The 24,752-nt window shown below is 69.9% G+C and carries 21 protein-coding genes and 3 pseudogenes; 15 read left to right on the plus strand and 9 right to left on the minus strand.

Going from position 1 to position 24,752, the window contains the following annotated elements; genetic code table 11:
* Nucleotides 1-56 precede the first annotated feature (56 nt).
* Nucleotides 57-668, minus strand: a complete 612-nt coding sequence (locus FFS25_RS01200; RefSeq protein WP_137801640.1) for a LysM peptidoglycan-binding domain-containing protein — start codon at nt 666-668, stop codon at nt 57-59.
* 271 nt (nt 669-939) lie between these two features.
* On the opposite strand from FFS25_RS01200, the gene FFS25_RS01205 reads away from it, so the two are divergent.
* Nucleotides 940-1,509, plus strand: coding sequence for a hypothetical protein (locus FFS25_RS01205; RefSeq protein WP_137801641.1), 570 nt, complete (start codon nt 940-942; stop codon nt 1,507-1,509).
* Nucleotides 1,510-1,513: 4 nt separating this feature from the next.
* Here the strand turns inward: FFS25_RS01205 and FFS25_RS01210 are convergent, their stop codons facing one another.
* Nucleotides 1,514-1,732: a helix-turn-helix domain-containing protein gene (locus FFS25_RS01210; protein ID WP_137801642.1), complete on the minus strand. Its 219-nt coding sequence runs from the start codon at nt 1,730-1,732 to the stop codon at nt 1,514-1,516.
* 331 nt (nt 1,733-2,063) lie between these two features.
* Between FFS25_RS01210 and FFS25_RS01215 the strand changes: the two genes are divergently transcribed.
* The 3 genes from FFS25_RS01215 to FFS25_RS01225 all read left to right on the plus strand — a co-directional run bounded on the left by FFS25_RS01215 (nt 2,064) and on the right by FFS25_RS01225 (nt 5,999).
* Nucleotides 2,064-2,747, plus strand: a complete 684-nt coding sequence (locus tag FFS25_RS01215; protein ID WP_171004052.1) for a flagella basal body P-ring formation protein FlgA — start codon at nt 2,064-2,066, stop codon at nt 2,745-2,747.
* Nucleotides 2,744-4,327 (plus strand): CpaE/TadZ family protein, encoded by a 1,584-nt coding sequence (locus FFS25_RS01220; RefSeq protein WP_137801644.1) that lies wholly within the window; start codon nt 2,744-2,746, stop codon nt 4,325-4,327. Before FFS25_RS01215 ends, FFS25_RS01220 begins: the two co-directional genes overlap by 4 nt.
* A gap of 64 nt (nt 4,328-4,391) precedes the next feature.
* Nucleotides 4,392-5,999, plus strand: coding sequence for a sensor histidine kinase (locus FFS25_RS01225; RefSeq protein WP_171004053.1), 1,608 nt, complete (start codon nt 4,392-4,394; stop codon nt 5,997-5,999).
* Nucleotides 6,000-6,015: 16 nt separating this feature from the next.
* Here FFS25_RS01225 and FFS25_RS01230 read toward each other — a convergent pair whose 3' ends face one another.
* The gene (locus tag FFS25_RS01230; RefSeq protein ID WP_006215304.1) at nt 6,016-6,264 is read right to left on the minus strand and encodes a WhiB family transcriptional regulator; all 249 of its coding nucleotides are present in this window, start codon (nt 6,262-6,264) and stop codon (nt 6,016-6,018) included.
* A 372-nt stretch (nt 6,265-6,636) separates the two neighbouring features.
* On the opposite strand from FFS25_RS01230, the gene FFS25_RS01235 reads away from it, so the two are divergent.
* The 5 genes from FFS25_RS01235 (at nt 6,637) to FFS25_RS01255 (ending at nt 12,461) form a co-directional block, all read left to right on the plus strand.
* On the plus strand, nt 6,637-7,071 hold the full coding sequence (locus FFS25_RS01235; protein WP_137801646.1) for a hypothetical protein: 435 nt from the start codon (nt 6,637-6,639) through the stop codon (nt 7,069-7,071).
* Nucleotides 7,072-7,288: 217 nt separating this feature from the next.
* A complete protein-coding gene (gene glf, locus FFS25_RS01240) occupies nt 7,289-8,476 on the plus strand; it encodes a UDP-galactopyranose mutase (RefSeq protein ID WP_137801647.1) in 1,188 nt (395 codons plus the stop codon).
* On the plus strand, nt 8,473-10,488 hold the full coding sequence (locus FFS25_RS01245; RefSeq protein ID WP_137801648.1) for a glycosyltransferase: 2,016 nt from the start codon (nt 8,473-8,475) through the stop codon (nt 10,486-10,488). The genes glf and FFS25_RS01245 overlap by 4 nt, the downstream gene beginning before the upstream one ends.
* Before the next feature lie 132 nt (nt 10,489-10,620).
* Nucleotides 10,621-11,490: an ABC transporter permease gene (locus FFS25_RS01250; protein ID WP_137801649.1), complete on the plus strand. Its 870-nt coding sequence runs from the start codon at nt 10,621-10,623 to the stop codon at nt 11,488-11,490.
* Between the two features lie 56 nt (nt 11,491-11,546).
* Complete coding sequence (locus FFS25_RS01255; protein WP_137801650.1) at nt 11,547-12,461, plus strand: ABC transporter ATP-binding protein; 915 nt, start codon at nt 11,547-11,549, stop codon at nt 12,459-12,461.
* 78 nt (nt 12,462-12,539) lie between these two features.
* On the opposite strand, the pseudogene FFS25_RS01260 reads toward FFS25_RS01255, so the two are convergent.
* From FFS25_RS01260 to FFS25_RS14080, 3 genes and pseudogenes are all read right to left on the minus strand, one after another.
* Nucleotides 12,540-13,568: pseudogene (locus tag FFS25_RS01260) on the minus strand (alpha-hydroxy acid oxidase).
* On the minus strand, nt 13,565-13,843 hold the full coding sequence (locus FFS25_RS13495; RefSeq protein ID WP_212742702.1) for an MFS transporter: 279 nt from the start codon (nt 13,841-13,843) through the stop codon (nt 13,565-13,567). Before FFS25_RS13495 ends, FFS25_RS01260 begins: the two are co-directional and overlap by 4 nt.
* A gap of 97 nt (nt 13,844-13,940) precedes the next feature.
* Nucleotides 13,941-14,477, minus strand: a pseudogene (locus FFS25_RS14080) (MFS transporter); the annotation flags it as partial.
* 159 nt (nt 14,478-14,636) lie between these two features.
* Between FFS25_RS14080 and FFS25_RS13980 the strand changes: the two are divergent.
* Nucleotides 14,637-15,830 (plus strand): alcohol dehydrogenase catalytic domain-containing protein, encoded by a 1,194-nt coding sequence (locus FFS25_RS13980; protein WP_137801651.1) that lies wholly within the window; start codon nt 14,637-14,639, stop codon nt 15,828-15,830.
* A 620-nt stretch (nt 15,831-16,450) separates the two neighbouring features.
* On the opposite strand, the gene hxlA is transcribed toward FFS25_RS13980, so the two are convergent.
* On the minus strand, nt 16,451-17,074 hold the full coding sequence (gene hxlA, locus FFS25_RS01275; protein ID WP_024290845.1) for a 3-hexulose-6-phosphate synthase: 624 nt from the start codon (nt 17,072-17,074) through the stop codon (nt 16,451-16,453).
* Nucleotides 17,075-17,127: 53 nt separating this feature from the next.
* Nucleotides 17,128-17,700, minus strand: a complete 573-nt coding sequence (gene hxlB, locus FFS25_RS01280) for a 6-phospho-3-hexuloisomerase (RefSeq protein WP_137801652.1) — start codon at nt 17,698-17,700, stop codon at nt 17,128-17,130.
* Nucleotides 17,701-17,792: 92 nt separating this feature from the next.
* Between hxlB and FFS25_RS01285 the strand changes: the two genes are divergently transcribed.
* Nucleotides 17,793-18,644, plus strand: coding sequence for a LuxR C-terminal-related transcriptional regulator (locus FFS25_RS01285; RefSeq protein ID WP_137801653.1), 852 nt, complete (start codon nt 17,793-17,795; stop codon nt 18,642-18,644).
* 226 nt (nt 18,645-18,870) lie between these two features.
* Nucleotides 18,871-19,121, plus strand: a pseudogene (locus tag FFS25_RS13655) (transposase); the annotation flags it as partial.
* A 62-nt stretch (nt 19,122-19,183) separates the two neighbouring features.
* On the opposite strand, the gene nhaA reads toward FFS25_RS13655, so the two are convergent.
* Nucleotides 19,184-21,049, minus strand: coding sequence for a Na+/H+ antiporter NhaA (gene nhaA / locus FFS25_RS01295; protein ID WP_283957199.1), 1,866 nt, complete (start codon nt 21,047-21,049; stop codon nt 19,184-19,186).
* 558 nt (nt 21,050-21,607) lie between these two features.
* On the opposite strand from nhaA, the gene FFS25_RS01300 reads away from it, so the two are divergent.
* The 3 genes from FFS25_RS01300 to FFS25_RS01310 are packed head-to-tail and all read left to right on the plus strand — an operon-like array spanning nt 21,608 to nt 24,743.
* Nucleotides 21,608-22,945: a TadA family conjugal transfer-associated ATPase gene (locus tag FFS25_RS01300; protein WP_249933714.1), complete on the plus strand. Its 1,338-nt coding sequence runs from the start codon at nt 21,608-21,610 to the stop codon at nt 22,943-22,945.
* Nucleotides 22,942-23,805, plus strand: coding sequence for a type II secretion system F family protein (locus FFS25_RS01305; protein ID WP_006215282.1), 864 nt, complete (start codon nt 22,942-22,944; stop codon nt 23,803-23,805). Before FFS25_RS01300 ends, FFS25_RS01305 begins: the two co-directional genes overlap by 4 nt.
* Nucleotides 23,802-24,743, plus strand: coding sequence for a type II secretion system F family protein (locus FFS25_RS01310; RefSeq protein WP_137801655.1), 942 nt, complete (start codon nt 23,802-23,804; stop codon nt 24,741-24,743). Before FFS25_RS01305 ends, FFS25_RS01310 begins: the two co-directional genes overlap by 4 nt.
* Nucleotides 24,744-24,752: the final 9 nt, after the last annotated feature.

The raw sequence follows: 24,752 nt of genomic DNA on the forward strand, positions 1-24,752 counted from the left end.
GGGTGGGGCCGGGCCGGGCCGGTGACAGCGTCTCGAGCGGGCCGGGCCGGCCGGTCTCACTGCTCGGGCAGCAGCTGCGGCGGGACCTGCAGGACGGTCCCGGCGGCCACCTGATCCGGGTCCCGGATCTGATCGGCGTTGGCCTCCCACAGCAGAGGCCAGGACCGGGCGATCTCCGCCGCCGAGGCATCGGGCCCCAGCAGCTGACCGGTCAGCGACCACAGGCTCTCTCCGCTGCGCAGGACCAGCGTGGCCTGGGCCAGGCGGTCCTGGATCCGCTCCGGCGAGGTCTGCGGCGGAGACGCATGCACGATGGGTGCGGACTCTGCGGTCGCGACTCCGGTGGGTGCTGCGTCGAGGGCGCCGGGCATCGTCGCAGCGTTCCACAAGGGGCTCACTGGCGAGCTGACCGCGGTGCGGGGGCTTTGGACCGGCAGATCGCTGGCGCTCTCGCGCTGCTCGTCAGGTGCCGGGGCCTCGACCTGCGCGTCTGCGGAGGCGGGGGCCGCCCAAGCGCTCGCGGCGGCACCGCCGGCCAGGAGCAGGACGGTCCCGGTGCCCAGACCGCGCCGGGCGGACGAGCCGTGGGGCCGGCCGGATGCGCTGAGTCCGGCGGTGGATTCGACGGGCGGCGGGGGAGCGAAGCGGGCTGCGCACTGCACCGACATGGTTGCCTCCAGGCGTCATGGTCACCTGCTCTGCGCACCCCGCCCGAGCCGGAGGCCCGGAGCGGCAGATCCTCTCAGATGCTGTCATTTGATGCCATTTGGTGACTGTTGATGCTCATAGCTTCCAGGAGGACGCGTCAGGTGTCAATCAACGATGATTCTCAATATGAAGCGCCGTGAAGGGATGTCTTTCGTAGACTCCGGGCAGGTCGGTCCACGGCTGGTCGCAGTGGCCTGCCGCGGGCGGGGCGTTCGGGAGACGGGGGAGCCGATGCGCTGGGATGAGCTGTTCGCGGACATGGAAGCGCAGCTGGCGGCCGAGCGCTTCCGGGACGTGGAGCGGGAGGCGGCCGAGCTGACTCGCGCCGAGATCGCGGAGGCGCTGCTGCAGGACCGGTTCCTGGGGTGCGAGGGCGCAGCGGTCCATGTGGGGCTGCGAGGGGGCTCGTCGGTGCGCGGCGAGGCGGCCGGTGCCGGGATGGGCTGGGTCATGCTCGACGGCTCCGCGGCCCAGCTGCTGATCCCGCTGGAGTCGGTGCTGTGGGTCGAGGGGCTGGATCGGCGTCGCGGCGATCCGCAGCGCCGCAGCCGACTCGGGCTGGGACAGGCGGTGCGGGCGCTGGCGCAGGCCAGGGCGGGGGTGCGGGTGATCCTGGTCGACGGCGTGCCGGGCGCAGCGCTGGAGGGGACGATCGACCGGGCCGGGCGCGATCACCTGGATCTGGCGATGCACCCGGACGACGAGTTCCGGCGTCGTCGGGCGGTGCGCGCCATGCGGACGGTACCCTTCTCGGCGATCGCCTGCGTGGTCTCGAACGCCGCGGCGGCCGGGCGCGCCTGAGGCCTCAGTCCAGGGAGGCGCCCGCGCGCACGGCTTCAGCGGTCTCCTGGTGACGCTTCTCGATCCACTGATCGAAGCGCGCCTTCTCGACCCGCCATTGACCGCGGCCGCCGACCTGGATGGCCGGCAGCTCGCCCGAGCGGACCATGGCCCGGGCCTGGGAGGCCGAGATCGCCAGAATGTCGGCGACATCGGCCAGGGTGAGGAACTGCGGCTCTGCCATGGTGATCTCCTGAGATTCCGGGGTCGGGGCCGAGGCCGGCTGCGACCGTGGACATTCTGCCATCCAGTGCGCTGACGTGGGCAGAGGCTGTGGATGAGCCGCCTTGAGGCGGTTCGCCCCCGGATGATGCGCACTGCCGTGGAGAGGCATGCAGTTCGTGCCGTCTGGGCGCAGTTGAAGTCATCGAGTCGTCCACAGTTCCAGTCGAGGTCTCCCGGGCGGGCCCTCGCCGGGTCACGATGAGCACCGGATCGGTCCGCTCGCAAGCGGGCGTGGCCGATCGCAGCGCCACGGACGGCCCGCGGCGCTGTGCCGAGTCCAGGAGGCGAACGTGCTCAGATCCGGTTCGACCACTTCATCCCGAAGCGCCTCGGGCGCCTCGGGCACCGCGACGGCCGGACGGCTGCGTCGTCCCGGCTGGCGCGAGCCGCGGCTGCTGGTCGGGCTGGGGCTCGTCGTGGTGGCGATCGCCGCCACGACCGCCACCGTGACCTACGGCGATGCCACGGAGTCCTTCGTCGTGGCTGATCGGGATCTGGAGGTCGGTCAGACAGTGACGGCCGAGGACCTGCGCACCGTCGACCTGCGGCTGGAGTCCACGGGCGAGCAGTATGTGGCCGGGGCGCAGCAGCTGCACGAGGGCTCAGTCGTGCTCCAGCGCGTTCCGGAGGGGCAGCTGATCCCCACGGAATCCCTGGGGCGGCAGGAGGACATCGACCGTCGTCCCATCGGGATCCCGCTGGCCACTCCGCTTCCGTCGGGAACCGAGCCCGGGGACCACGTGGACATCTGGGCCTCCCAGCGCGATCGGACCGGCGGGCAGTGGGACGAACCGGTGCAGATCCTGGAGGGGGCGGAGCTCGCCGGCGTGGAGGAATCCGCCGGCGGGCTGGCCGCTGACGACGACGCCACCGCCCAGGTGCTCGTGGACTCCGCGGACGTGGAGGCGGTCGTGGGGGCGCTGTCCGGCGAATCCAGGATCACGCTGGTGCCGCACCTGGGCGGCGGACGATGAGCCTTCCGCTGGCCTGCCTCGGCCAGCAGGCGGATCTGCTCGGACAGGAGGTCGACCGGTTGCACGGGCCGGTGACGCTCGTGCGCCGCTGCGGGGACCTGGTCGAGCTGCTGGCCGTGGTGCGCTCGGGCCTGGCGCTGGCCGTTCTGGTGGACGCCGATGAGCCCGAGCTGACGGCACCGGCCCTGGATGCGCTGCACCGCGACGGCGCCGTGGTGGCCGTGGTCGTCCACGAGCCGCTCGTCGCCGTGCTCGACGGGGCGGAGGCAGAGGACGCGCCGGATGACCGCCTGGCCCACGACGCCCACGATCCTGCCTCCGATGCCATCGACTGGCAGCGCCTCGGTGCGCTCGAGGTCCCTGCCCAGCTGCCGGCGCGACAGATCGCCCAGCGCCTCCTGGAGGCTGCTGAGGGGCCGCGCTTCCGCCCCGGCGATCCGCCGATGATGCTCGGCGGCGACGAGGTCGAGGGCGTCGTCGACCCTGGCAGGGGCGCGCCCGGGCAGTCCGAGGGAAGCGGCAATCGGCTCGATGCCGATCATGAGGATCCAGAGGCCGCATGGCGCCGCCTGCTCGAGGAGCCCGAGCAGGCGGTGGGCCTCGACGCTTCGAGCGGTCTGCCTCCTCGAGGGCGCGTGGTCGTGGTCTGGGGACCGCACGGCTCCCCGGGTCGGTCGACGGTGGCGATCAACCTGGCGGCGGAGCTGGCCCAGCAGGGCGTGGAGACCACCCTCGTGGACCTGGACACCTGGGGCCCGTCCACGGCGGCGCTGCTGGGGCTGCTCGACGAGACGGCCGGCGTCGCCCTGGCCTGTCGAGCCGCGGACCGGGATCGGCTGAGCCCGGAGGCCCTCGAGCGGGCGGCCGTGGAGGTCCAGGTGGGCCGCGGCCGGCTGATGGTGCTGACCGGGATCACGCGCCCTGAGCGCTGGCCTGAGCTGCGCGCCGGCAGCGTGCGCCGAATGCTGCGCGCCTGCCAGCACATGCCCCGGGCTCTTCAGCTCGCCGACGGCTCCGGTGCCGCCCCGTCGCGCGGGCCAGCGCCGGTGATCGTGGTCGACGTCGGGGCGAGCCTGGAGGAGGACGAGGAGCTGGTCTCGGAGATCGAGATGCCGCGGCGATCGGCGGCCACCACGGCCGCGCTGGCCGAGGCCGACCTGGTGCTGGCCGTCTGCTCGGCCGAGGTGCTCGGGATCCCGCGTGCGGCCCGGGCGCTTCCGGGACTGCTCGAGCTCACGCCGGCCCCGGTCATGCTCGTGGCCAACCGGGTGCGCCGCTCTGCCGCCGGAAGCTCGCCCCGGGCCGCCCTGAAGGAGGCATGGGCGGCCATCGGTGCACCGGGGCAGTGGGACGCCCACCTGTCCTGGGAGCCGAAGACCGTGGATGCGGCGGCCCTTGCCGGCTCCGTGCTGGCAGAATCCGCGCCGTCGTCGAGCCTGCGCGCGCAGCTGCGCGATCTGGCCGGCTCGGTGCTGCGCCGCCTGGACGGAGATCTGGGCCCTGAGCAGGATGCGGAGGAGATCGAGGACGTCCGCGGAACCCGTCTGGGACGGGCCGTGGGAGGCTGGCTGCGCCGGTGATAGCCTCGAAGCCACGATCCTGTGCGGGCAATGCCGCCCGCTGCAGCGGAAGGAGCCCGAGCGCGTGTCCCTCGTCGAGCTGAGCAGCCGCGATGGATTCTCCGAGGAGGCCGTCGAGCACCTCCATCTGCTCGTGGGCGAGTGGCAGATGCTCGCCGATCTGGGCTTCGGCGATGTCCACCTGACCTTCCCCGATCGCAGCTTCGAGCCCGCTCCGGGCGCCATGCGCCTGCCGGCTCGCGACACGGACTTCCTGATCCTCGATCACGCCCGGCCGGGGACCACGCAGACCCTTTTCCCTGCTGACCAGATCGGCCAGCATCTCGGCCCCCCGCTCAGCGCTCTGCTGCGCGAGATCTGGGGCGCTGCCGGTGTGAGCTCCCACCGCAACACGGGCCAGCGGCTGCTGCCGGGGCTGGCTGCCGACGTCCAGGCCATAGTGACCACCGTCTTCTTCGACGGGCAGCCGATCGCGCTGCTGTCGCTGATCTCGGAGCGCAGCATTGGGACCACGACCTCTCCGGGGGAGCAGAGCTATCGCGAGGTCGCGGCTCAGCTGATGCGCATGGCGGGGAGGGGGCAGTGGCCGCAGGCCGGCACCCAGCCGTCGCCCCGGCGCGGCAATCCGCGCGTGGGCGATGGCGTCATCAGACTGGACCAGGACGACCGCGTCTCCTTCATGTCCCCCAATGCCGTCTCCGCGGTCGCCCGACTGGGCGCCGGGGAGGCCGCGCTCGGGCAGCGGCTCACGGAGGCGCTGGGCTCCGGAGCCTTCGCGGGGGAGCAGGTCGACGAGGGCCTGATGGGCGTGCTGCGCGGTCGGGTCCCCAGCCACGCGGAGGTCCGCCGGGGCCGCGTGGTCGTGATGTTCCGCTCGGTCCCGCTGTCCGAGGACGGTCAGCGGGTCGGTGCGCTGCTGCTGTGCCGCGATGTCTCCGAGCTGCGTCGGCGCGAGCGCGAGCTGTCCTCCAAGGACGCCGCCATCCGCGAGACGCACCACCGCGTGAAGAACAGCCTGCAGGCCGTGGCGGCCATGATGCGCATGCAGTCGCGCCGCGCAGACAGCCCGGAGGCACGGCGCGGGCTGTCGGAGGCCATGCGACGGCTCGAGGCCGTCTCGGCGGTGCATGAGACGCTGTCGCACACTCCCGAGGGCTCGGTGGACTTCGACGAGCACTTCAGCCGCCAGATCCGTGCGATCGCCGAGCTGGCCGCCACCGGGCAGACCGTGCGCACGCGCGTCACGGGGAGGTTCGGCCGGCTACCGGGTCAGCAGGTGACGGCCATGGCCCTGGTGCTCAACGAGATGCTCACCAATGCCGTGGAGCACGGGCTGAGCGGTCGCGACGGCACGATCGAGGTCAGCGCGCAGCGCCGTGATCCGGACCCCTCGACCTGCCGGGAGGCTCGCGCCGAAGGCCGTCCGGTTCCGTGCGCGGAGCTGGTCGTGACGATCGTCGACGACGGCCTGGGCATGGATCCCTCCATGAGCAGCGGACGATGGTCGGCCGATGAGCCCGAGGGATCGTCGATGCCCTCGGCGGGGCTGGGGAGCCGGATCGTGCGCAGCCTGGTGCTGGGGGAGCTCGACGGATCGGTGAGCTGGCGCCCCGGAGACGACAGCGGCACGGTCATCGAGATGACCGTGCCGGTGTACGAGGCCTCGTCGTGACGAGGCGATGAGCTGATCAGGAAGCGCGGCGAGCGCGGGCGTTGCGGCGCTTGAGGGAGCGGCGCTCGTCCTCGCTCATGCCGCCCCAGACTCCGGCGTCCTGGCCGGAGGACATGGCCCACGAGAGGCATTCGTCCATGACGTCGCAGGTGCGGCACACGGCCTTGGCCTCCTCGATCTGGAGCAGGGCCGGGCCGGTGTTGCCCACGGGGAAGAACAGCTCCGGGTCCTTCTCGAGGCAAGCTGCGTGTGAACGCCAATCCATGACGATTCGACTCCTTTCAGAAGGCACGCGACGGCCGGGCAGGGGCAATGCCCGGCGAGGTGAGGGGTGCCCTGGAGGGCGGGTGACAGGTCGTCAGCGACCCGTTCAAGATCTCCTCCACTTTTCCATGTGAACGGCACGTGAACAAGGGGATGGGACATTCGTCACACCCCTTCCCGACGGGGATCTCGGGGGTGAATTCCCGAATCCCCGGAGAATTCCTGAAGCCCGCTGCGAGCGCCGATCACGCGGCCGGGTCGTCGGGCGGGATCGGCCTTCGTGGACGTGGTCGGTGCCCTGCGGCGATACGCTGATGCGGCAAGGAGCCGCGCGAGTCCGCGGCTGCCCCGAAGACCCTTCCAGGAGCTGCCCGTGGCATCCGCCGGTCACCGAGACACCGCCGAGGCCGCTCGGCCTCTGCGCCCCCAGGCCCTCGTGCCCCTGGTGGTGATCGTGGCCGCCGAGTCGGTGGTGGTCTTCGCCGGCGCGCTGTGGGCGCTCTCCGGGCTGTTCACGGGCCACGCCGCCTCCGCGGTCACCACGCTGATGCTCACCGTCCTGCTGGCAGCCGGAGGGCTGTGGGTGGCGCGCACCTCCATGGCGCTGTGGGCTGGCAGGCGCTGGCCCCGTGCCGCGGCGCTGACCTTCCAGTTGTTCGCGGTGATCATCGCCGTGGCGATCCTCCTGCCGCTGAGCCGGTGGCTCGCCCTTCTCGTGGCGGCGGCCGCCCTGGTCGCGGGCGGCTCCCTCTTCCGCCAGGACGTCGTGGACTGGACCACGCAGGACGTCGCGCCGGATCGGCGCTGACGGCCAGTCTCCGTCGTCCCGCCCAGCCCGTGAGCAGTCCGTGACCGGTCGCACGGCCGGGTGTGGCAAGCGCCTCATCATGCGCGTCCCACAGGAGCTCCCAGGATCGCTCCGGTACCGTGGGGGCCACGCCGACCGGTCGCGCTGCGTCGCGCCGGGTGAGATGTGGTCCGTCGGCCGAGCAGGCTCGGAAGCGGACCGGAACGGGAGAAACTGCATGAATGCTGACCTCGTGGTCGTCGGATCGGGCCTGTTCGGGCTCACCGTCGCCGAGCGCGCTGCGGATGAGCTGGGTCTGAAGGTCGTCATCCTGGACCGCCGCTCGCACATCGGAGGCAACGCCTACTCCGAGAAGGAGCAGCGCACCGGGATCGAGGTGCACCGCTACGGCGCTCACCTCTTCCACACCTCGAACGAGCGCGTGTGGGAGTACGTGAACCGGTTCACCACGTTCACGGACTACGTGCACAAGGTGTACACGCGCCACAACGGCGAGGTGTTCCCCATGCCGATCAATCTCGGCACGATCAACCAGTTCTTCCGCTCGGCCTACTCACCGGGCGAGGCAAGGGAGCTGATCCGCGAGCAGGCCGGCGAGCTGGCGGGCACCGACCCGCAGAACCTCAACGACAAGGGCATCCAGCTGATCGGACGCCCCCTCTACGAGGCGTTCATCAAGCACTACACGGCCAAGCAGTGGCAGACCGCCCCCGAGGACCTGCCCGCAGAGATCATCAAGCGGCTGCCCGTGCGCTACACGTACGACAACCGCTACTTCAACGACACCCACGAGGGGCTGCCGACCGACGGCTACACCGCCTGGCTCGAGCGCATGGCGGATCATCCGAACATCGAGGTCCGGCTGGACACCGACTTCTTCGACGACTCGCACGAGTTCTCGAAGTCCAAGGTCGTCGGCCAGGTGCCCGTGATCTACACCGGCCCGGTGGACCGCTACTTCGACTTCGTCGAGGGCGATCTGTCCTGGCGCACGATCGATCTGGAGGAGGAGGTCCTGGAGATCGAGGACTTCCAGGGCACCTCCGTCATGAACTACCCGGACGCCGACGTCCCCTTCACCCGCATCCACGAGTTCCGCCACTTCCACCCGGAGCGGGACTACACCAAGGACGCGACCGTGATCATGCGCGAGTTCTCGCGCTTCGCCGAGAAGGGCGATGAGCCCTATTACCCGGTCAACACCACGGTGGACCGCGAGAAGCTGCTCGCCTACCGCGACCTGGCCGCCGGCGAGTCCTCGGTCCTGTTCGGAGGGCGGCTGGGCACCTACAAGTACCTGGACATGCACATGGCCATCGGGTCGGCGCTGTCCATGGTGGACAACAAGATCGCCCCCCACTTCCGGGGCGGGGATCGGATCACGAGCGGAGGCATCGACGCGTGAGCGAGCAGAACGGCAGCACCGGCGCCGAGCAGGACGCCCAGGGCTTCCTGGGCCGGATCACCAACGCGCCGTCGTCGTCGCAGGGCTCCCTGCGCGAGGTGGCCCGGGTGGTCCTGCCCGAGGCCAAGGACCTTGACGCGCTCCCCCTGTACGTCGACGGGCCGCTGAGGAAGGAGCGCTCCTCCGGCTCGTCAGACGAGGTCGCCGAGCACCCGGATGACATCCTGAGCCGGCGCTCCATGCGCATCCGCTCGGGGCGCCGCGTCTCCTTCGGCTCGTACTTCAATGCGTTCCCGGCCTCGTACTGGCGCCGCTGGACGGTCGCCGAGAAGGTCGTGCTGTCCGTGGCCACCACCGGCGCCGGCTCCCTGATCGTCTACCGCTCGAACGCCCGCGGCATCTCCCAGCGCGTGGAGAACGTGCGGCTGCCCGGCGGCTCGCAGACCAGCGAGTTCGACCTCACCCTGGCGCCGTTCGGCGACGGCGGCTGGTACTGGTTCGACCTGATCGCCGATGAGGAGGGCATGGTCCTCGACTCGGCCGCCTGGTCGGTTCCGGACACGGCCCCCCAGGGGACCGTGACCCTGGGCGTCACGACGTTCAACCGCCCGGACTACTGCGTGAACACGATCCGCACGATCGCTGAGGCCGACGGCTTCGACGACGTCCTGGACGAGCTGATCATCGTGGACCAGGGCAACAGGCTCGTGGAGGACGAGGACGACTTCGCCGAGGCCGAGAAGGCCATGGGCGGGAAGCTGCGCATGATCCGCCAGGGCAATCTGGGCGGCTCGGGCGGCTTCTCCCGCAACATGTACGAGGTCGTGCAGGGACGCGCGGACGGCTCGGCCTCCGACTACGTCCTGATCCTCGACGACGACATCCTCCTGGAGACCGAGGGCGTCCTGCGCGCCGTCGCCTTCGCGGACTTCTGCCGCACTCCCACGATCGTGGGCGGGCACATGTTCGACATGTACAACCGCCCGGTGCTCAACGGCTACGCCGAGGTCGTCGACCGCTACCGCTTCCTGTGGGGCCCGATCGAGCATCTGGGCGGCATCGACTTCTCGGAGGCGGGCCTGCGCTCGCGACCGAACCTGCACCGCCGCTGGGACGCCGACTACAACGGCTGGTGGATGTGCCTGATCCCGCGCAAGGTGCTGCAGGACGTCGGGCTGTCGCTGCCGGTGTTCATCAAGTGGGACGACTCCGAGTACTCGCTGCGCGCCGCCGAGGCCGGGTACCCGACCGTCTCCCTGCCCGGGGCGGCCGTGTGGCACGTGTCCTGGATGGACAAGGACGACGCCGTCGACTGGCAGGCCTACTTCCACGAGCGCAACCGCCTGATCGCGGCCCTGCTGCACTCGCCGTTCCCGCGCGGCGGGCGCATGGTGCGCGAGTCCCTGGCCGTGGACACCAAGCACACGGTCTCCATGCAGTACTACGCCGCAACGTGCGTGCTGATGGCCATCGAGGACGTCCTGCGCGGCCCCGAGGGCCTGCACGGGATGATCGGCACCAGGATGCCGGAGATCCGCTCCCTGAAGTCCGAGTTCTCGGACGCCCAGTTCAGCCAGGACCAGGGCGCGTTCCCGGCGGCCAAGCGGCGTCGTCCGCCCAAGCGCCTAGGCCTGCCCAAGCCGCCGGCCTACTGGCAGCTGCCGCCGTGGGCGGTCAAGACCCTGCTCAAGCAGACGGTCCTGCCGGTGCGCGAGCTGGCGCAGAGCCATCCCGAGGAGTGGGTCGCCCACCAGGACGGCAAGTGGTACCACCTGGCCACCCTGGACTCGGCCGTGGTCTCCAATGCCGACGGCACCGGTGCGGCCTGGCACAAGCGCGACCCCAAGGCGGTGCGCGAGCTCACCGCCCGCAGCGCCAAGCTGCACGCCGAGCTGCTCTCGCGCTGGGACTCGCTGTCCGAGCGGTACCGCGAGGCTCTGGGCGAGATCACCTCGCCCGAGGCGTGGGCGAAGACCTTCGAGGACAACCCGCCGGTGGACGTCCAGCGCTGATCCGCGGAGCATGACCGATCCACCACGACGCCGGGCGCAGCGGCGCACCCAGCCGCTGCGCCCGGCGTCGTCGTGATCCCAGCGCACGGCCGCCCCAGCGCCGCAGTGCGCGCACTGACGCAAGGAGCAAGGATGAGCACGACAGTGCCGGAGCTGATGACACCCGGCAAGGGACGCGGACTGCTGGACGTCTTCCGGAACCGCTATCTGCTGAGGCTGCTGGTCGACAAGGAGATCCAGGTCCGCTATCGCGGGACCGTGCTGGGCCTGGTGTGGTCCTATCTCAAGCCGGCCGTGCAGTTCTTCGTCTACTACATCGCGATGGGCATCTTCCTGGAGCTCGAGAAGGGCCTGGAGAACTTCGCGATCTACCTGTTCTCCGGGATCGTGCTGATGAATCTCTTCGGGGAGATCTTCGGCAATGCCTCGCGGTCCATGACGGACAACGGCGGGCTGCTGAAGAAGATCTACCTGCCGCGGCAGCTCTTCCCGGTGGCCAATCTCTTCGTGGCCCTGGTGCACTTCCTGCCGCAGCTGCTGATCCTGCTCATCGCATGTCTGGCCGCAGGATGGCACCCGGGGCCCAAGCAGTTCCTGTCCATGATCGCCGGATTCTTCATCGTCGCGATCTTCGCCCTGGGCCTGGGACTGATCTTCGCCACGCTCAACGTCTTCTTCCGCGATGCGGAGAACTTCGTGGACCTGATCCTCATGGTCTCCACGTGGGCGTCCCCGGTGCTCTACCCCTTCACCATGGTCCAGGACAAGCTGCCGCAGTGGGTGTACTACATCTACTTCGCCAATCCGCTGACCGTGGCCGTCGAGCTGTTCCACTACGGGTTCTGGTTCGCCTCAGTGGAGCTCGAGCAGCCGCGCTGGCACGTGGCCGATCACCTGATGACGTTCTGGACCCCGTTCGCCCTGCTGGTGTCCGTGGCTGCCGTGCTCGTCGGCGATCGCATCTTCCGCCGCTACGAGGGCAACTTCGCCCAGGAGCTCTGATCCCCATCACCGCTCTTCCCTTCAAGAAGCCCGGTGCCGTCTTCACCGAGGACTCCGTGGCCATCCGCGTGGATCACGTGGTCAAGTGGTTCACCCTGCGCCACACGCGCTCCATCAAGGAAGCCGTGCTGTGGATCCTGCGCGGGCGCAAGAACGACCTCTCGGACAAGTTCAAGGCCCTCGACGACATCACCTTCGACATCCACGACGGTGAGACCGTGGCGCTGCTGGGCTTCAACGGCTCGGGCAAGTCGACGTCACTGAAGATGATCTCCGGGGTCATGCACCCCGATTCCGGCAGCGTGGGCACCCGTCGCAAGGTGGCCGGCCTGATCGAGGTCGGCGCCGGATTCCACCCGGATCTGTCGGGGCGCGACAACGTCTATCTCAACGGCGCGATCCTGGGTATGGACAAGGAGGAGATCGACTCCAAGTTCGACGAGATCGTGGCCTTCTCCGAGATCGGCGAGTTCATCGACACGCAGGTGAAGTTCTACTCCTCGGGCATGTACCTGCGCCTGGCCTTCGCGGTGGCGATCCACACCGACCCGGAGGTCTTCCTGGTCGACGAGATCCTCTCCGTGGGCGATGAGCCCTTCCAGAAGAAGTGCATCCGGCGCATCAAGGACCTGGTGCGCCGCGGCAAGACCCTCGTGGTCGTCTCCCACGACCTGGACCTGATCATGGACATCTGCGAACGCGGCATCGTGCTCGAGCACGGGAAGATCGTCTACGACGGCTCCTCCGTGGGCGCGGTGGCCATGCTGCGCGATCGCCCCGTCGAGGAGGTCCAGCGGGAGCAGAACGAACGCGTGGAGCGCCGCCTGCACTGGAAGCGCGTGGACCGGGAGAAGGCGGCCGAGGAGGCCGCCGAGCGCGGGGAGGCCTACGTGCCCGAGTACGACCCCGAGCTCGATGACCCCGCAGATCTGGACGACCCCTCGAAGGTGCGCCGGACCAAGGGCCTGTGAGGAACGAGGGTCGTGCAGGCGCACTGAAGGGGGCCGGTCATCCGACCGGCCCCCTTCATCGTCTCTTGAGGTCGAGCCTCAGGCCCCTGTGATGAGACCCGGGTGCAGCTCGTCGACCGTGGCCACCCCCAGCAGGTGCATGGTCACGCGCATCTCCTGCTCAAGCAGCTCGAGCGCGCGCTCCGCGCCCCCCTGCCCGCCAGCCATGAGCCCGTAGAGATAAGCGCGGCCGATCAGCGTGAAGTCCGCCCCCAGGGCCAGGGCGATGATCGCGTCCGTGCCGGAGAGGATACCCGAGTCGTAGATGATCTCCGCATCCGGGCCGAGGGCCTCGCGGATGCGCGGCAGCGCACGCAGCGGCTGGAGCACGCGGTCGAGCTGGCGGCCACGGCCCCCAGGGCGTCCTCGACGCCGAGCACGCCCTTGAGGAAGAGCTTCCCCGGCCAGACCGAGCAGATCCACTCGAGATCCTCGAAGTCCAGGGTCGGCTCGAACATCGAGTTGATGACCTCGGGAAGGGAGGCGCCGCTGCCGGAGAGCGAGGCGAAGCTCAGGGGGTCCGTGCTCAGGAAGTTCAGCCACCATTCCGGGCGGTAGGAGGCATCCAGCACGGTGGACAGGCGCAGCTTGGGCGGGATGGTCATGCCGTTGCGGGTGTCGCGCAGGCGGAGTCCGGCCACGGGGGTGTCGGCAGTGACCAGCAGGGTGTCGTAGCCGGTCTCCCCGGCGCGGCGCACCAGCTCCCCGGAGGCGCGGCGGTCCTTCCAGAGGTAGAGCTGGAACCAGCGCCGTCCCTCGCCGGAGACCTCGGCGACCTGCTCCACCGAGCGGGTGCCCATGGTCGAGAGACTGAACGGGATGTCGAAGAGCCTCGCGGCGGCCGCCCCGGCGGGACCCGCGGGCGGTCTGCTCGGACAGGGCGGCGCCGTCGACGTAGTCGAAGGCCGCCTTGGGCGTACGGCGCTGTGCGATGCACCGGAGGTCGCCGATGTCGGCGGCGCGCTGCAGCCGGTGCGCCCGATCCGGCAGGTCGGGGCGCTCGAAGGACAGCAGCGGTCGCAGCTCGGACCAGCGCGGGACCTGGCGGGAGAGGCGGGTGCGGTTCATGTCAGTGGGCTCCTGTGGTCTGGGAGCAGCGAGATGAGGCAGACGGCGCTGACGGCGACGGCACCGGCCAGCACGCGTCCGCCGGCCAGGTCGATGATCCACACGAGCGATGCAGGCGTCAGCCCGGCCACGATCGCGCCGTTGACCTCTCGGGCGATCGCGATCCCGCTGCAGCGCTCGGCGGCGGGGAACAGCTGCGCCAGGAAGGCGCCTTGGGAGCCCGAGGCGAGGGCGATGACCAGTCCGTAGCCGCCGGCGATGGCCACGGCGGCCACGACGGCGCTGCCGCTGGAGAGCCCGAGCAGCAGGGGGGAAGGCGTAGGCGGCGCCGATGGCGCAGCCGAGTCCGAGGATCCTGGCGGCGCCGAGGCGGTCGGTGGCCGCGCCTCCGAACGGCGTGGCCACGACGCCGACGAGGCTGCCGAGCGTCACTGCCAGCAGCGCCGGGGTGCGCTCCAGGCCCACCTGCGGGGAGGTCATCAGGGAGATGGCGAACACGGCCATGGCGTAGTTGAGGCAGTTGTGCCCGGTCATGGCCAGGAAGCCGATCAGCAGCTCGCGCGGGCTGCGGCGCAGCAGTTCCATGACGGGCAGCTTGGTGCGCCCCTGCCCCGCGTCCTCGACGGCGGCGCGGTACTCCGGGGTCTCCTCCAGGTTGCGGCTGATGAAGATCGCCAGCAGGAACAGCACGGCCGAGACCAGGAAGGGCAGCCGCCAGGCCCAGCCGAGCAGGGCCTGATCGCCCAGGCTGGCTGCGGCCAGGAAGGCGGCGGTGGCCAGGGCGATGCTGGCCGGGGGAGTGGACAGCACGAGAGAGGTGCAGAGCCCCTTGCGCTTCGACCATGCCGGCGACACGAGCAACGCGTTCCACCGATCGGTCGGAGCATGGCCCGGTCCTCCACGGTCCACCTGCCCGTGGCGCCTGTCGCCGCAGCGGCGGCGGGCACCTCGGTGGACGGCGTGATTCCTCCTCGCTTAAGCTCGACGAGAGCCGGGCCGCGGGCGACGGGCATCCACATGACCGTGGCACCTCCGCGACCGGGCCATCCCCAACTGGAGGAGATCGTCATGGCAAGCACCAACCGCGCCGTCGTGTTCCAGAACGTCAAGGACATGCGCGTCGAGACCCTCGACTTCCCGAAGCTCGAGATGCCGAACGGCAAGAGCGCCCCGCACGGAGTCATCCTCAAGATCGTCGCCACCAACATCTGCGGCTCCGACCTGCACATCTACCGCGGTTCCTTCCCTGTCCCCCAGGGCATGGTGATGGGGCACGAGATGACCGGCGAGGTCGTCGAGGTCGGCTCCGACGTCGAGTTCCTCTCCGAGGGCGACCTGGTCTCGGTCCCCTTCAACGTCGCCTGTGGCCGATGCCGCAACTGCCGCGCCCGTCGTACCGAGGTGTGCGAGACCGTGAACCCCGACGTGTCCTGCGGCGCCTACGGGTTCAACCTGGGTGATTTCCAGGGCGGACAGGCGGAGTACATGTTCGTTCCCTACGCCGACTTCCAGCTGCTCCGCTTCCCGGACAAGGACCAGGCCATGGAGAAGATCCGTGACCTCGCCCTTCTCTCGGACATCCTGCCCACCGCGTTCCACGGCCTCGTCGAGGCCGGGGCCAAGCCCGGCTCGACGGTCTACATCGCCGGCGCCGGACCTGTGGGACGCTGCGGCGCCGCGGCGGCCCGTCTCCTGGGCGCTTCCTGCATCATCGTCGGTGACTACCACCAGGACCGGCTGGACCTGATGAAGAACAACGGCTGCGAGACCATCGACCTGAACCAGGACGTGCCGCTGACCGATCAGATCGAGGCCATCCTCGGCGAACCCATGGTGGACTGCGCCGTCGACTACGTCGGCAACGAAGCCCACGGGATCGGCCGCGAGGCCGAGGACATGAGCCCGGCCCACGCCATCAACCAGGTCATGGACGCCACCCGCGCAGGCGGTGCCACCGGCATCGTCGGCGTCTACGGCCCCGACCCGCTGGCCTCCTCCAAGGCCGAGCAGGAGGGTACCTACCCGCTCGACTTCGGCAAGGCGTGGATCAAGTCGCCTCGGATCTCCGGCGGCCAGGCCCCGATCATGCACTACAACCGTGAGCTGATGATGTCGATCCTGTGGGACCGCATGCCCTACCTCAGCGACATGCTCAACACCAAGGTCATCAGCCTCGACGAGGCCCCCGACGCCTACGCGGCGTTCGACACCGGTGTCTCGGAGAAGTTCATCATCGACCCGCATGGCATGATCCCCGCCTGATTCAGGGATGTCATGCACCCGGCCCGCGATCGTCGCTCCTGCGGCGGTCGCGGGCCGGCTCTGTGCACGGATCCGTCGCCGATCCCGGCCTGGACGATGCCCGGGCGCGGGCCCGGGGAAGGTGGGGCCGGCATGCCGGAGCTCAGCGGCGGTGACGAGTTCGCAGGGGCGTGATCGGGGGAGACGGGGCAGGTCGCTGCGACGCTCCTGACGCCCCTCACCTCCCGCTCCGGATCGCCTCGCGAGGCGAGGGGGGCGACCACTGGTGCCAGGGCCGCCGGCGCGGGCACGTCGCGGAGGGACCGGTGGTCACCCGGCACCGGTCCTGGCGGGGAGCTCCAGCGGGGGTGTCACGCGGACGAGTGCCGGAGTCCGCTGCTGTCGATCGAGCCGTTGCGGGGAGTCCGGCGTATGCGCGTCATGACAGCAGCCATCGCCGGGATCGAGCGGGCCTCCGACCGGCGCCGATGCCGGGCACGTCCTGCGGGGAGGAGGGTCACGTGGCGCTCTGCGCCACGCGGGGATCGTCTGCGGCATCAGTCCACCGCATCCGGTGGGAGGGGACAGGGTCCGGGCGTGCCGTCACCTGCCCACTCACCACGGGATGCGGTGGGCGGTGGTCACCGGATGGCGGAGCGGATGGCGGCGGCCGCGGCGGCGACGTCCGATGCGCTGTAGATGGCGCTGCCCGCGACGGCCACGTCTGCTCCCGCCTGCTGGACGGCCTCGACAGAGTCCGCACTGACGCCGCCGGCGACGGAGAACGGGACCTCGGCGGCCTTGCCGGCGGAGAGCAGGGCGTCGAGGCTGTAGCCGTCCTCCGCCTGCTCGTCGAGGCCGGCGTGCATCTCCACGAAGACGGCGCCGAGGGCGACGACCTCTCGGGCCCGTGCGGCCTTGTCGGACACGCCGATCAGATCGACGACGACGCCCTTGCCGTGCTTGGTCGCTGCGGCGACCGCTCCGGCGATCGTGCTGTCACCGGCGACGCCGAGCACGGTGACCAGATCGGCTCCGGCGGAGAAGGCGATGTCAGCTTCCAGCTCGCCGGCATCCATGGTCTTGAGATCGGCGAAGACGGTCTTGTCGGGGTGGGCGGCCTTGACCGCCGTGATCGCCGCGAGGCCCTCGCTCTTGATCAGAGGGGTGCCGAGCTCGAGGATGTCGACGTAAGGGGCGGCCTTCGCGGCCAGGTCGAGGGCGGACTCGGTGGTCAGGGTGTCCATGGCGAACTGCAGTCGCATGTCAGGGTGTCTCTTTCTCGTGGTGGTGTCGATGATGGAACGGGGAAGAAAGGTCATTCGAGGTTGGCATGACGGGGCCAGAGCGCATCCGCACTCTGTCCGCCCTTCTGCCACAGGACGTCGAAGAGAGCGTCGCCGACGAGGACGAGGAGCTGCTCGAAGAGGCTGCCGGCGTACTGGGCCGACTGCTGCTCGGACCGGTCTGTCTTCGTCGCCGCACGGATGACCAGGACGGCGTGGGACAGCTGAGCAAGCGGTGACTCGGGGTCGGTCGTGATCCCGATGACGCGGGCACCGACGGATCGCGCCGTCTCAGCCGCGCTCACCACCCCCGAGGTCGTGCCGGAACCGCTGGCGGTCAGGAGCAGATCGCCCTCTCCGATCGCCGGGGTCGTCGTCTCACCGACGACGTGGACCTCCAGTCCGAGGTGCATGAGGCGCATGGCCGTCATCCGCAGCGCGAGCCCGGAGCGTCCAGCGCCGTGGACGAAGACCCGCCGGGCGTCCGCTGTCAGCTCGACGGCGGCCGCGAGCGCGGGCGCGTCGGGAAGGGCAGCTGCCCCCTCGATCTCGTTGACGATCCGCGTCAGCGAATCCTGAATGCCTCGTTCTTCCATGTCGACCATCTTGGGCCGGTCCGCGGCGGTCCACTGCTGCCCGATGAGCGGGGCGCCCCGTTCGATCGGGTAGGTCTCCCAGGTCGGGCTAGAGTAGCGGGGTGAGCGACCTCCCGACCCCGCTGGAACGTGCCCGCTCCCTGTCGCGGGACCGTGCCCTGACCGAGCAGGCCGATCAGCATGCGATCACCCTCGAATCGATCCTCGCCGTGCTCCGCTCCGGCCGACTCGCGGATGCGGCCGCGCGCAGGGAGGCCACGGAGATCGCCTCCTCCGCGCTCATCCGTGCTCGTTCGGTCCATGCGCAGCAGGAGAGCGTGCTCGAGCCGGTGGCCGAGGCATTCTCGCGCCTGCGCGCCGAACTGCGTCCTCTGATCCGCTCCGGGCCACTGCACGTCCAGTTCGCCGAGCCTCCTGCGCGAGGACGGGCGCTGCCGGGCCCGGTCGCTCGGGAAGCCCGCGCCATCTCCCGCACAGCAGTGCTCTCGCTCATGGACCGCGCGGACGCTGCACGCGCCCGGATCGGCTGGGACTGCGATGGCCGCAACCTGCTGATGGAGGTCCGTGACGACGGGGGAACCGCGGTGACGGCGGACGACGACACACTGCGTCCGATCGTGGAGCGGGTGGCGGCGCTCGACGGAACCATGGACGTGGAGACGACCCCGGGCTGGGGGACGACGCTGCGGATCGAGATCCCGCTGGACCCACCCAGCGCAGCGCTCACCGTGGAGGGCGCCGAGGAGCTCACCGACCGAGAGAAGCAGGTGCTGCGCCTGGTCGCGACCGGGATCTCGAACCAGCGCATCGGCGACCAGCTCGGGATCACGGCGAACACCGTGAAGTACCACGTGGCCAACTTGCTGCGGAAATACGGCGCCCGCACGCGCGCCGAGCTCGCAAGCATCACTCACTCCGATGATGCGCACCATCCGAGCTCCCGGACTCGATAGCGGGCCTCCGTCCGGACGGTGACTGCGGTGCCCCGACCTGGCACCCGGCGCGGAAGATCCCACCATCACCGGTCGGCCGGCACTGCGAGCCGTGGCGTACCCGCAGCATGGGCGTGGGTCCGGGCTGTCGAGCGATGGTGACCACCAGCGGACATGGTGCGCATCCTTCTGGGCCGCCCATCGGCCACGCCAGATCAGATGTCACCTCTCCGTGCGGCAGTCCCCTGCGTGGAACGGGTTCCTCGCCGGCATGGTCGCCCGCGACCTCACCGGGGAGCGTCTGGTGACATCGGATGCGCATGCGGCGGGGGGGTCACGGCGATCGGCGCGCATCTGCCCGGGGCGGCCCGGCTGCGGAGTCGCACCCACTGCGTCGTGAACCTCATGGCCGTGACCTCGAAGAGCTGGTGGCCGGCGGTGAAGGCGATGCCGCACGGTGTCCATGACCAGCCCGACGCGAGAGCGGTGAACGCGCAGCTGTGACAGATACGCTCCGGCACCGCCCGCGTCCCACCGTGTTCCGGGTTCGCGGATCGGCCTCAGGCCTTCGCCGCCTGGGTGCGGCTCCCGCGACGGCTGGATTCCAGCATCTCGGTCAGTGAGCGCGCGTCGTAGCTGCCCACCATCCGACAACCATCGATGAAGAACGCCGGGGTCATCTTGGCGCCGCTCGCCTCCGCGCTCGCGATGTCCCGCTGCACCCTCGCAGCAACCTCGTCGCTGTCGAGATCCTCGATGAACGCCTCGACATCGAGGCCCAGCTCAGCCGCGTAGCCGATGAGATCCTCCCTCTCCAGCGCGTTCTGCCGAGTGAAGACGAAGTCGAGCCACGGCCAGAACATCTCCTGCTTCGCGGCCGCCTCGGCGGCTCGTGCGGCGAGGGGGCCGTGAGGATGGTGAGGCAGATGTCGCACGACGTAGCGCAGATCGTCACCGAAGCGTCCGTGCAGGTCTTCCCAGGAGCCAGTGGCGTGCGCGCAGTACGGGCACTCGAAGTCCACGAACTCCACGAGGGTGAGCCGGGCGTCCTCCGGTCCGCGGATGTGATCCACCTCGGGGTCCACCGGAGAGTCGAGCGTCATCGGGAGATCCGCCGTCTCCTCTCCCCACCGACGGGCCGCTACCTTGAAGATCGACCAGCCCAGAACAGTGGCGAGCACCATCGCCACGAGCACGCCCAGCGTCGCCTGGCGCCCCAGATCCGAGGAGGAGTCGAAAGCGAGGCTGATGACCAGCAGCGACACGGTGAAACCGATGCCCGAAAGTGCTGCCCCGCCGAACACGCTGCCCATTCCGACCCCCTCCGGCAGTCGGCCTGCGCCCATCCGAACGGCGAGGAGCGTCGCGATCCCGATTCCGAGGAGCTTGCCGAGCACGAGCCCCGCGATGACGCCCCACGTCACAGGCGAGCCCAGCGAGTCGGCCACCACCCCGCCGCCCAGGTCGACCCCGGCATTGGCCAGAGCGAAGATCGGCACGACCAGCAACGCCGTGGGGAGACGGAGGTACTCGTGCAACCGCTCGTTGACCGACACGCCCTTGGACAGCCCCCGTCCGACGGCATGCGCCGAGGAAGCGCTCGGGGATTGCCAGAAGTCGCGGAAAAGCTGCCGGGCGGCGACCACCTCGTGCCGTTGCGTCGGGTAGGCGGGGATCAGAAGGCCGGCGATCATGCCCGTCAGCGAGGCGTGGATGCCGGAGGACAGAGTCGCCAGCCACAGCACGATGACGATCCCCACATACGGAGCAGCACTCCACTGCCGGGAACGTCCCAGCAACCACAGGGCGACGAGGCAGCCGAGAGCGACCAGCAGCGGGACGGGCCGGATCTCCTCGCTGTAGAACACCCCGATGATCGACACCGCAAGGAAGTCGTCGACCACCGTGAGAGTCAGAAGGAAGACGCGAAGCTGCCCGGAAAGCCGGGGGCCGACGATCGCGAGAGCACCGAGCATGAACGCCGTGTCCGTTCCGACGACCGCCCCCCACCCGCGAAGCCCCTCGCCACCGGACGCTCCGACGACCAGGACATACACCAGCGCGGGCAACGCCACGCCCGCGACACCGGCGATCGCTGCCAGGCGCGCGCGACTGCTGTCCCGCAGGGCCCCATACGCAAACTCCTGGCGCACCTCGAGACCCACGACGAAGAAGAACACGACCATGAGCCCGTCGTTGATCCAGTGGTGCAGATCCAGGTGCAACCCGAACGGGCCGACGTCGATCCCTACGTTCTGGTGCCACAACTCGAAGTAGGAAGAGGACAGCGGCGAGTTCGCCCAGAGGAGGGCGAAGGCCGTGACAATGATGAGCAGCACGGCCGATCCCGACTCCGTGCGGAGTCTTCCGACCATGCCCCGGGGGGATGAGTTTGAGTGAGACACGGCTACATTCTGCCTGTACATGCTGGCTAGCGGTGCAGCGGGACGGTGAGGATGGCACGCAACGTCAGCGCTCGAGGAGCCGTCGATAGGGACTGCCGCACGATCAGGTCAGGTCAAGATGACCTGACCTGATCATGCGGCAGTCCCTCCTCACCTGACGTGCCACTCAGGGTTCCCCGAGATGACGACACACGATCGACATCCCGCCCTGTCCCATCGCGAGAGGCCGATTCTTCCCGTCCGTCACTATGACCGAGCGTCTCTCCACCGCTCCAACGCCCTTGCAGTGAATCTTCGACCGGTCGCGGGGAAGGTCGCAGCCTGCGAGGAAGCAAAAGGGTCGGCAGCGACGTCGAAGGGAGGGCCCCTGAGAGGATCAGCGGACGCGTTGAACGGGTCATAACTGCACGAATGATCATTTTGCGTCGCTACTTTGCGGTCACTTCCCGGCTTGCCCGGGTGTGTTCCCCCAGGTCGGAGAAGTGTTATCCACACCCTGGACCAAGGTCCATGTACCGCCTGCACCCTGAGCTCTAGATTCCTCGGCAATCGGGGTTGTCGAGCGGATGGGGGTCCGTGATGGCTGCAGTGCTGCAGGGGCAGACGCGCCCACGGGGCTTGTCTGCGGTGCGTGGGCGTCGTCGAGCCGGACAGGTCGAGGAGTCGCAGCTCAGCTCACGGGTGATCGCCGAGGTCCGCGAGCAGGTGCGTCGTCGGGGTCTGGATCCGTTCGATGCGCCCACCGAGGTGGCCTCGATTGTCGACGCCGTCCTGAATGAGCATGATCAGATCTCGGCGCGCACGGGCTCCGCGTCGTTCGAGGACCTGGAGGAGGTCCGCCATCGGATCCTGGACGCTGTCGCCGGCTTCGGGGTGCTGCAGCCGCTGCTCGACGACGACTCGATCGAGGAAGTGTGGATCAACGGCCCCGATGAGGTGTTCGTGGCCCGCAGCGGAGAGTCCGAGCTGACGGGGCTGCACGTGGAGCCGGAGGAGGTCCGGCAACTGGTGGAGCGGATGCTGCGACGCTCTGGCCGTCGCCTGGATCTCAGCTCGCCGTTCGTGGACGCCTCCCTTCCCGACGGCTCGCGCCTGCACGTGGTCATTCCGGATGTCACCCGTGATCACTGGTCGGTGAACATCCGCAAGTTCGTGGTGGCGGCACGACGGATCGCGGACATGGTCCGACTGGGCTCCATGAGCCCGGAGGCGGGGACGTTCCTCTCGGAGGCCACGCGGGCGGGGCTGAACATCCTGGTCTCCGGAGCCACGCAGGCGGGCAAGACCACCATGCTCAACTGCCTGTGCGCGCAGATCGACCCGCGGCAGCGCGTGGTCACGGTCGAGGAGATCTTCGAGCTGCAGATCCCGCTGCGCGACGTCGTCGGGATGCAGTGCCGGCAGGCGAACCTCGAGGGCACCGGCGAGATCCCCATGCGCCGGCTCGTGAAGGAGGCGCTTCGGATGCGACCTGATCGGCTGATCGTGGGGGAGGTCCGCGAGGCCGAGTCCCTGGACATGCTCATCGCGCTGAACGCCGGCCTCCCGGGGATGGCCAGCCTGCATGCGAACTCCGCGAGGGACGCCGTCACCAAGATCTGCACGCTGCCGCTGCTCGCGGGCGAGAACATCTCCTCGGCGTTCGTGGTGCCCACCGTGGCCGCGTGCTTCGATCTGGTGGTCCACTGCCGTCGTCGCCCCGACGGGCACCGAGAGGTGGAGGAGATCCTGGCCGTCGGCACCCGGGTCGAGAACGGGATCATCGAGACGTCGACTCTGTTCCATCGGGTCGGCGGCGATCTGGTCGCAGCCGGTGCCGAGGTTCCGGCCCCGGGGAAGTTCGCTCTTGCGGGCATCTCCACCGAGCAGGTGCGCGAGTGCCTGGGCCGCAGCCGCGACGACGGGTCGGGACGATGATCACCGGTGTCCTGCTCGGGCTGCTGCTCGGGGCCGGACTGTGCCTGATCTGGTGGTCGTTCTGGACCCAGGTCACGCCGCGTGCGCAGCGACGGCGTCGTGAGGGACTTCTGCGCCGGCGCCTGGATCGTGCCGGGATGCATGCGGTGCGTCCCGGCTCGTTCGTGCTGCTGTCCGTCGTCGTGGCGGCCCTGGCCGCGGTGATCGTGTGGGCCGTGTCCGGGGGTGCGGTGTTCGGCCTGTGCGCGGGCATCGTGTCGCTGTTCGTCCCGTGGTCCCTGCTGGGGCGGCGCATGCGCCGTCGCTCGCACCAGCTGCGCACCGTGTGGCCGGACGTGGTGGACATGCTGCGCTCGGCGATCCGCGCGGGGCTCTCGCTGCCCGAGGCCCTGGCCCAGCTGCAGCACCGGGGCCCGGAGATCGTGCAGCCGGCCTTCGAGCGCTTCGCCGGCGACTACCGGGCCACTGGGCAGTTCCTCCCGGCGCTGGACGCCCTCAAGGAGGAGCTCGCCGATCCGGTGGCCGACAACATCATCGAATCCCTGCGCGTCACCCGGGAGGTGGGCGGCACGGACCTGGGTCGGCTGCTCGGCACGCTCTCCGAGTTCCTGCGCGAGAACTCGCGGACCCGCAGCGAGCTGGAGGCCCGGCAATCGTGGACGGTCAATGCGGCGCGGCTGTCCGTGGCCGCGCCCTGGCTCATCCTGCTGCTCATGGCCAGCCAGCCGGCGGCCGTGAGCGCCTATGACAGCCCGGCTGGCGCGGTCGTGCTGCTCGGCGGTCTGGCGATCTCCGCGATCGCCTATCGCCTCATGCTGCGCCTCGGTGCTCTGCCCGAACCGGAGCGGGTGCTCCGATGAGCCTGCCTTTCGCCATCCCGCTGATCATCGGCACCGTGCTGGGGCTCGGGCTGTGGCTGATGCTCGTGCCCGCGCCGTCCAGCTCCCGTCGTCGCTTCACGCGTCGTGTGGTGATGCAGATGCGCGCCACGGATCCAGCGGTGCGCCATGCCGAGCACGTGCGCACCCGCGACCAGCGCGGACTGCTGGCCATCGGCATGGCACTGGCCTCTCCGGTGGGACTGGGGCTGGGGCGGCGCCTCGGCGGGGATGCCCAGCGTCAGCTCCTGCGCAGGCTGGAGCGCGAGGGGGCGGGCCGCAGCCTCGCCGACTACCGGACGGAGCAGGTCCTCTGCGCCTTGGCCGGTGCGGTCATCGGCGGCGTCTGGGGCGCGGCGGCCGTCCTGCGACTCGGTGCGCCGGGGCCTGCGGTCCTGCTGCTGCTCATCGGCGGTGCGCTCAGCGGGGCCTGGGCCCGCAGCTGGTGGCTCGGGAACCGGATCTCCGGCCGCGAGACCCGCATGCTCGCCGAGTTCCCCGCGATCGCCGAGCTTCTGGCCCTGTCCGTCGGCGCAGGCGAGTCCACCCTGGGCGCCCTCGAGCGTGTGAGCCGGATCGCCGATGGAGTGCTGGCGGAGCAGTTCCGCTCCGTGCTCGATCGCACCCGCTCCGGTGTCCCGCTGACCGAGTCGCTGCAGGAGTTCGCCGACCGGGTCGAGGTCACGCACATCTCCCGCTTCGTCGCGGGCATCGCCGTGGCCATGGAGCGCGGCACGCCGCTCGCCGAGGTCCTGCGCTCACAGGCCCAGGACGTCCGCGACCAGGACAAGCGCGAGCTCATGGAGATGGCCGGTCGCAAGGAGATCGCCATGATGGTGCCCCTCGTGTTCATGGTGCTCCCGCTGTCCGTGCTCTTCGCGGTGTTCCCCGGCATCGCCATCCTCCAGCTCGATCTGTGATGACTTCCC

The organism is Kocuria sp. 2SI, from assembly GCF_005502825.1.
GTDB classification, from domain to species: Bacteria; Actinomycetota; Actinomycetes; order Actinomycetales; family Micrococcaceae; genus Kocuria; species Kocuria palustris.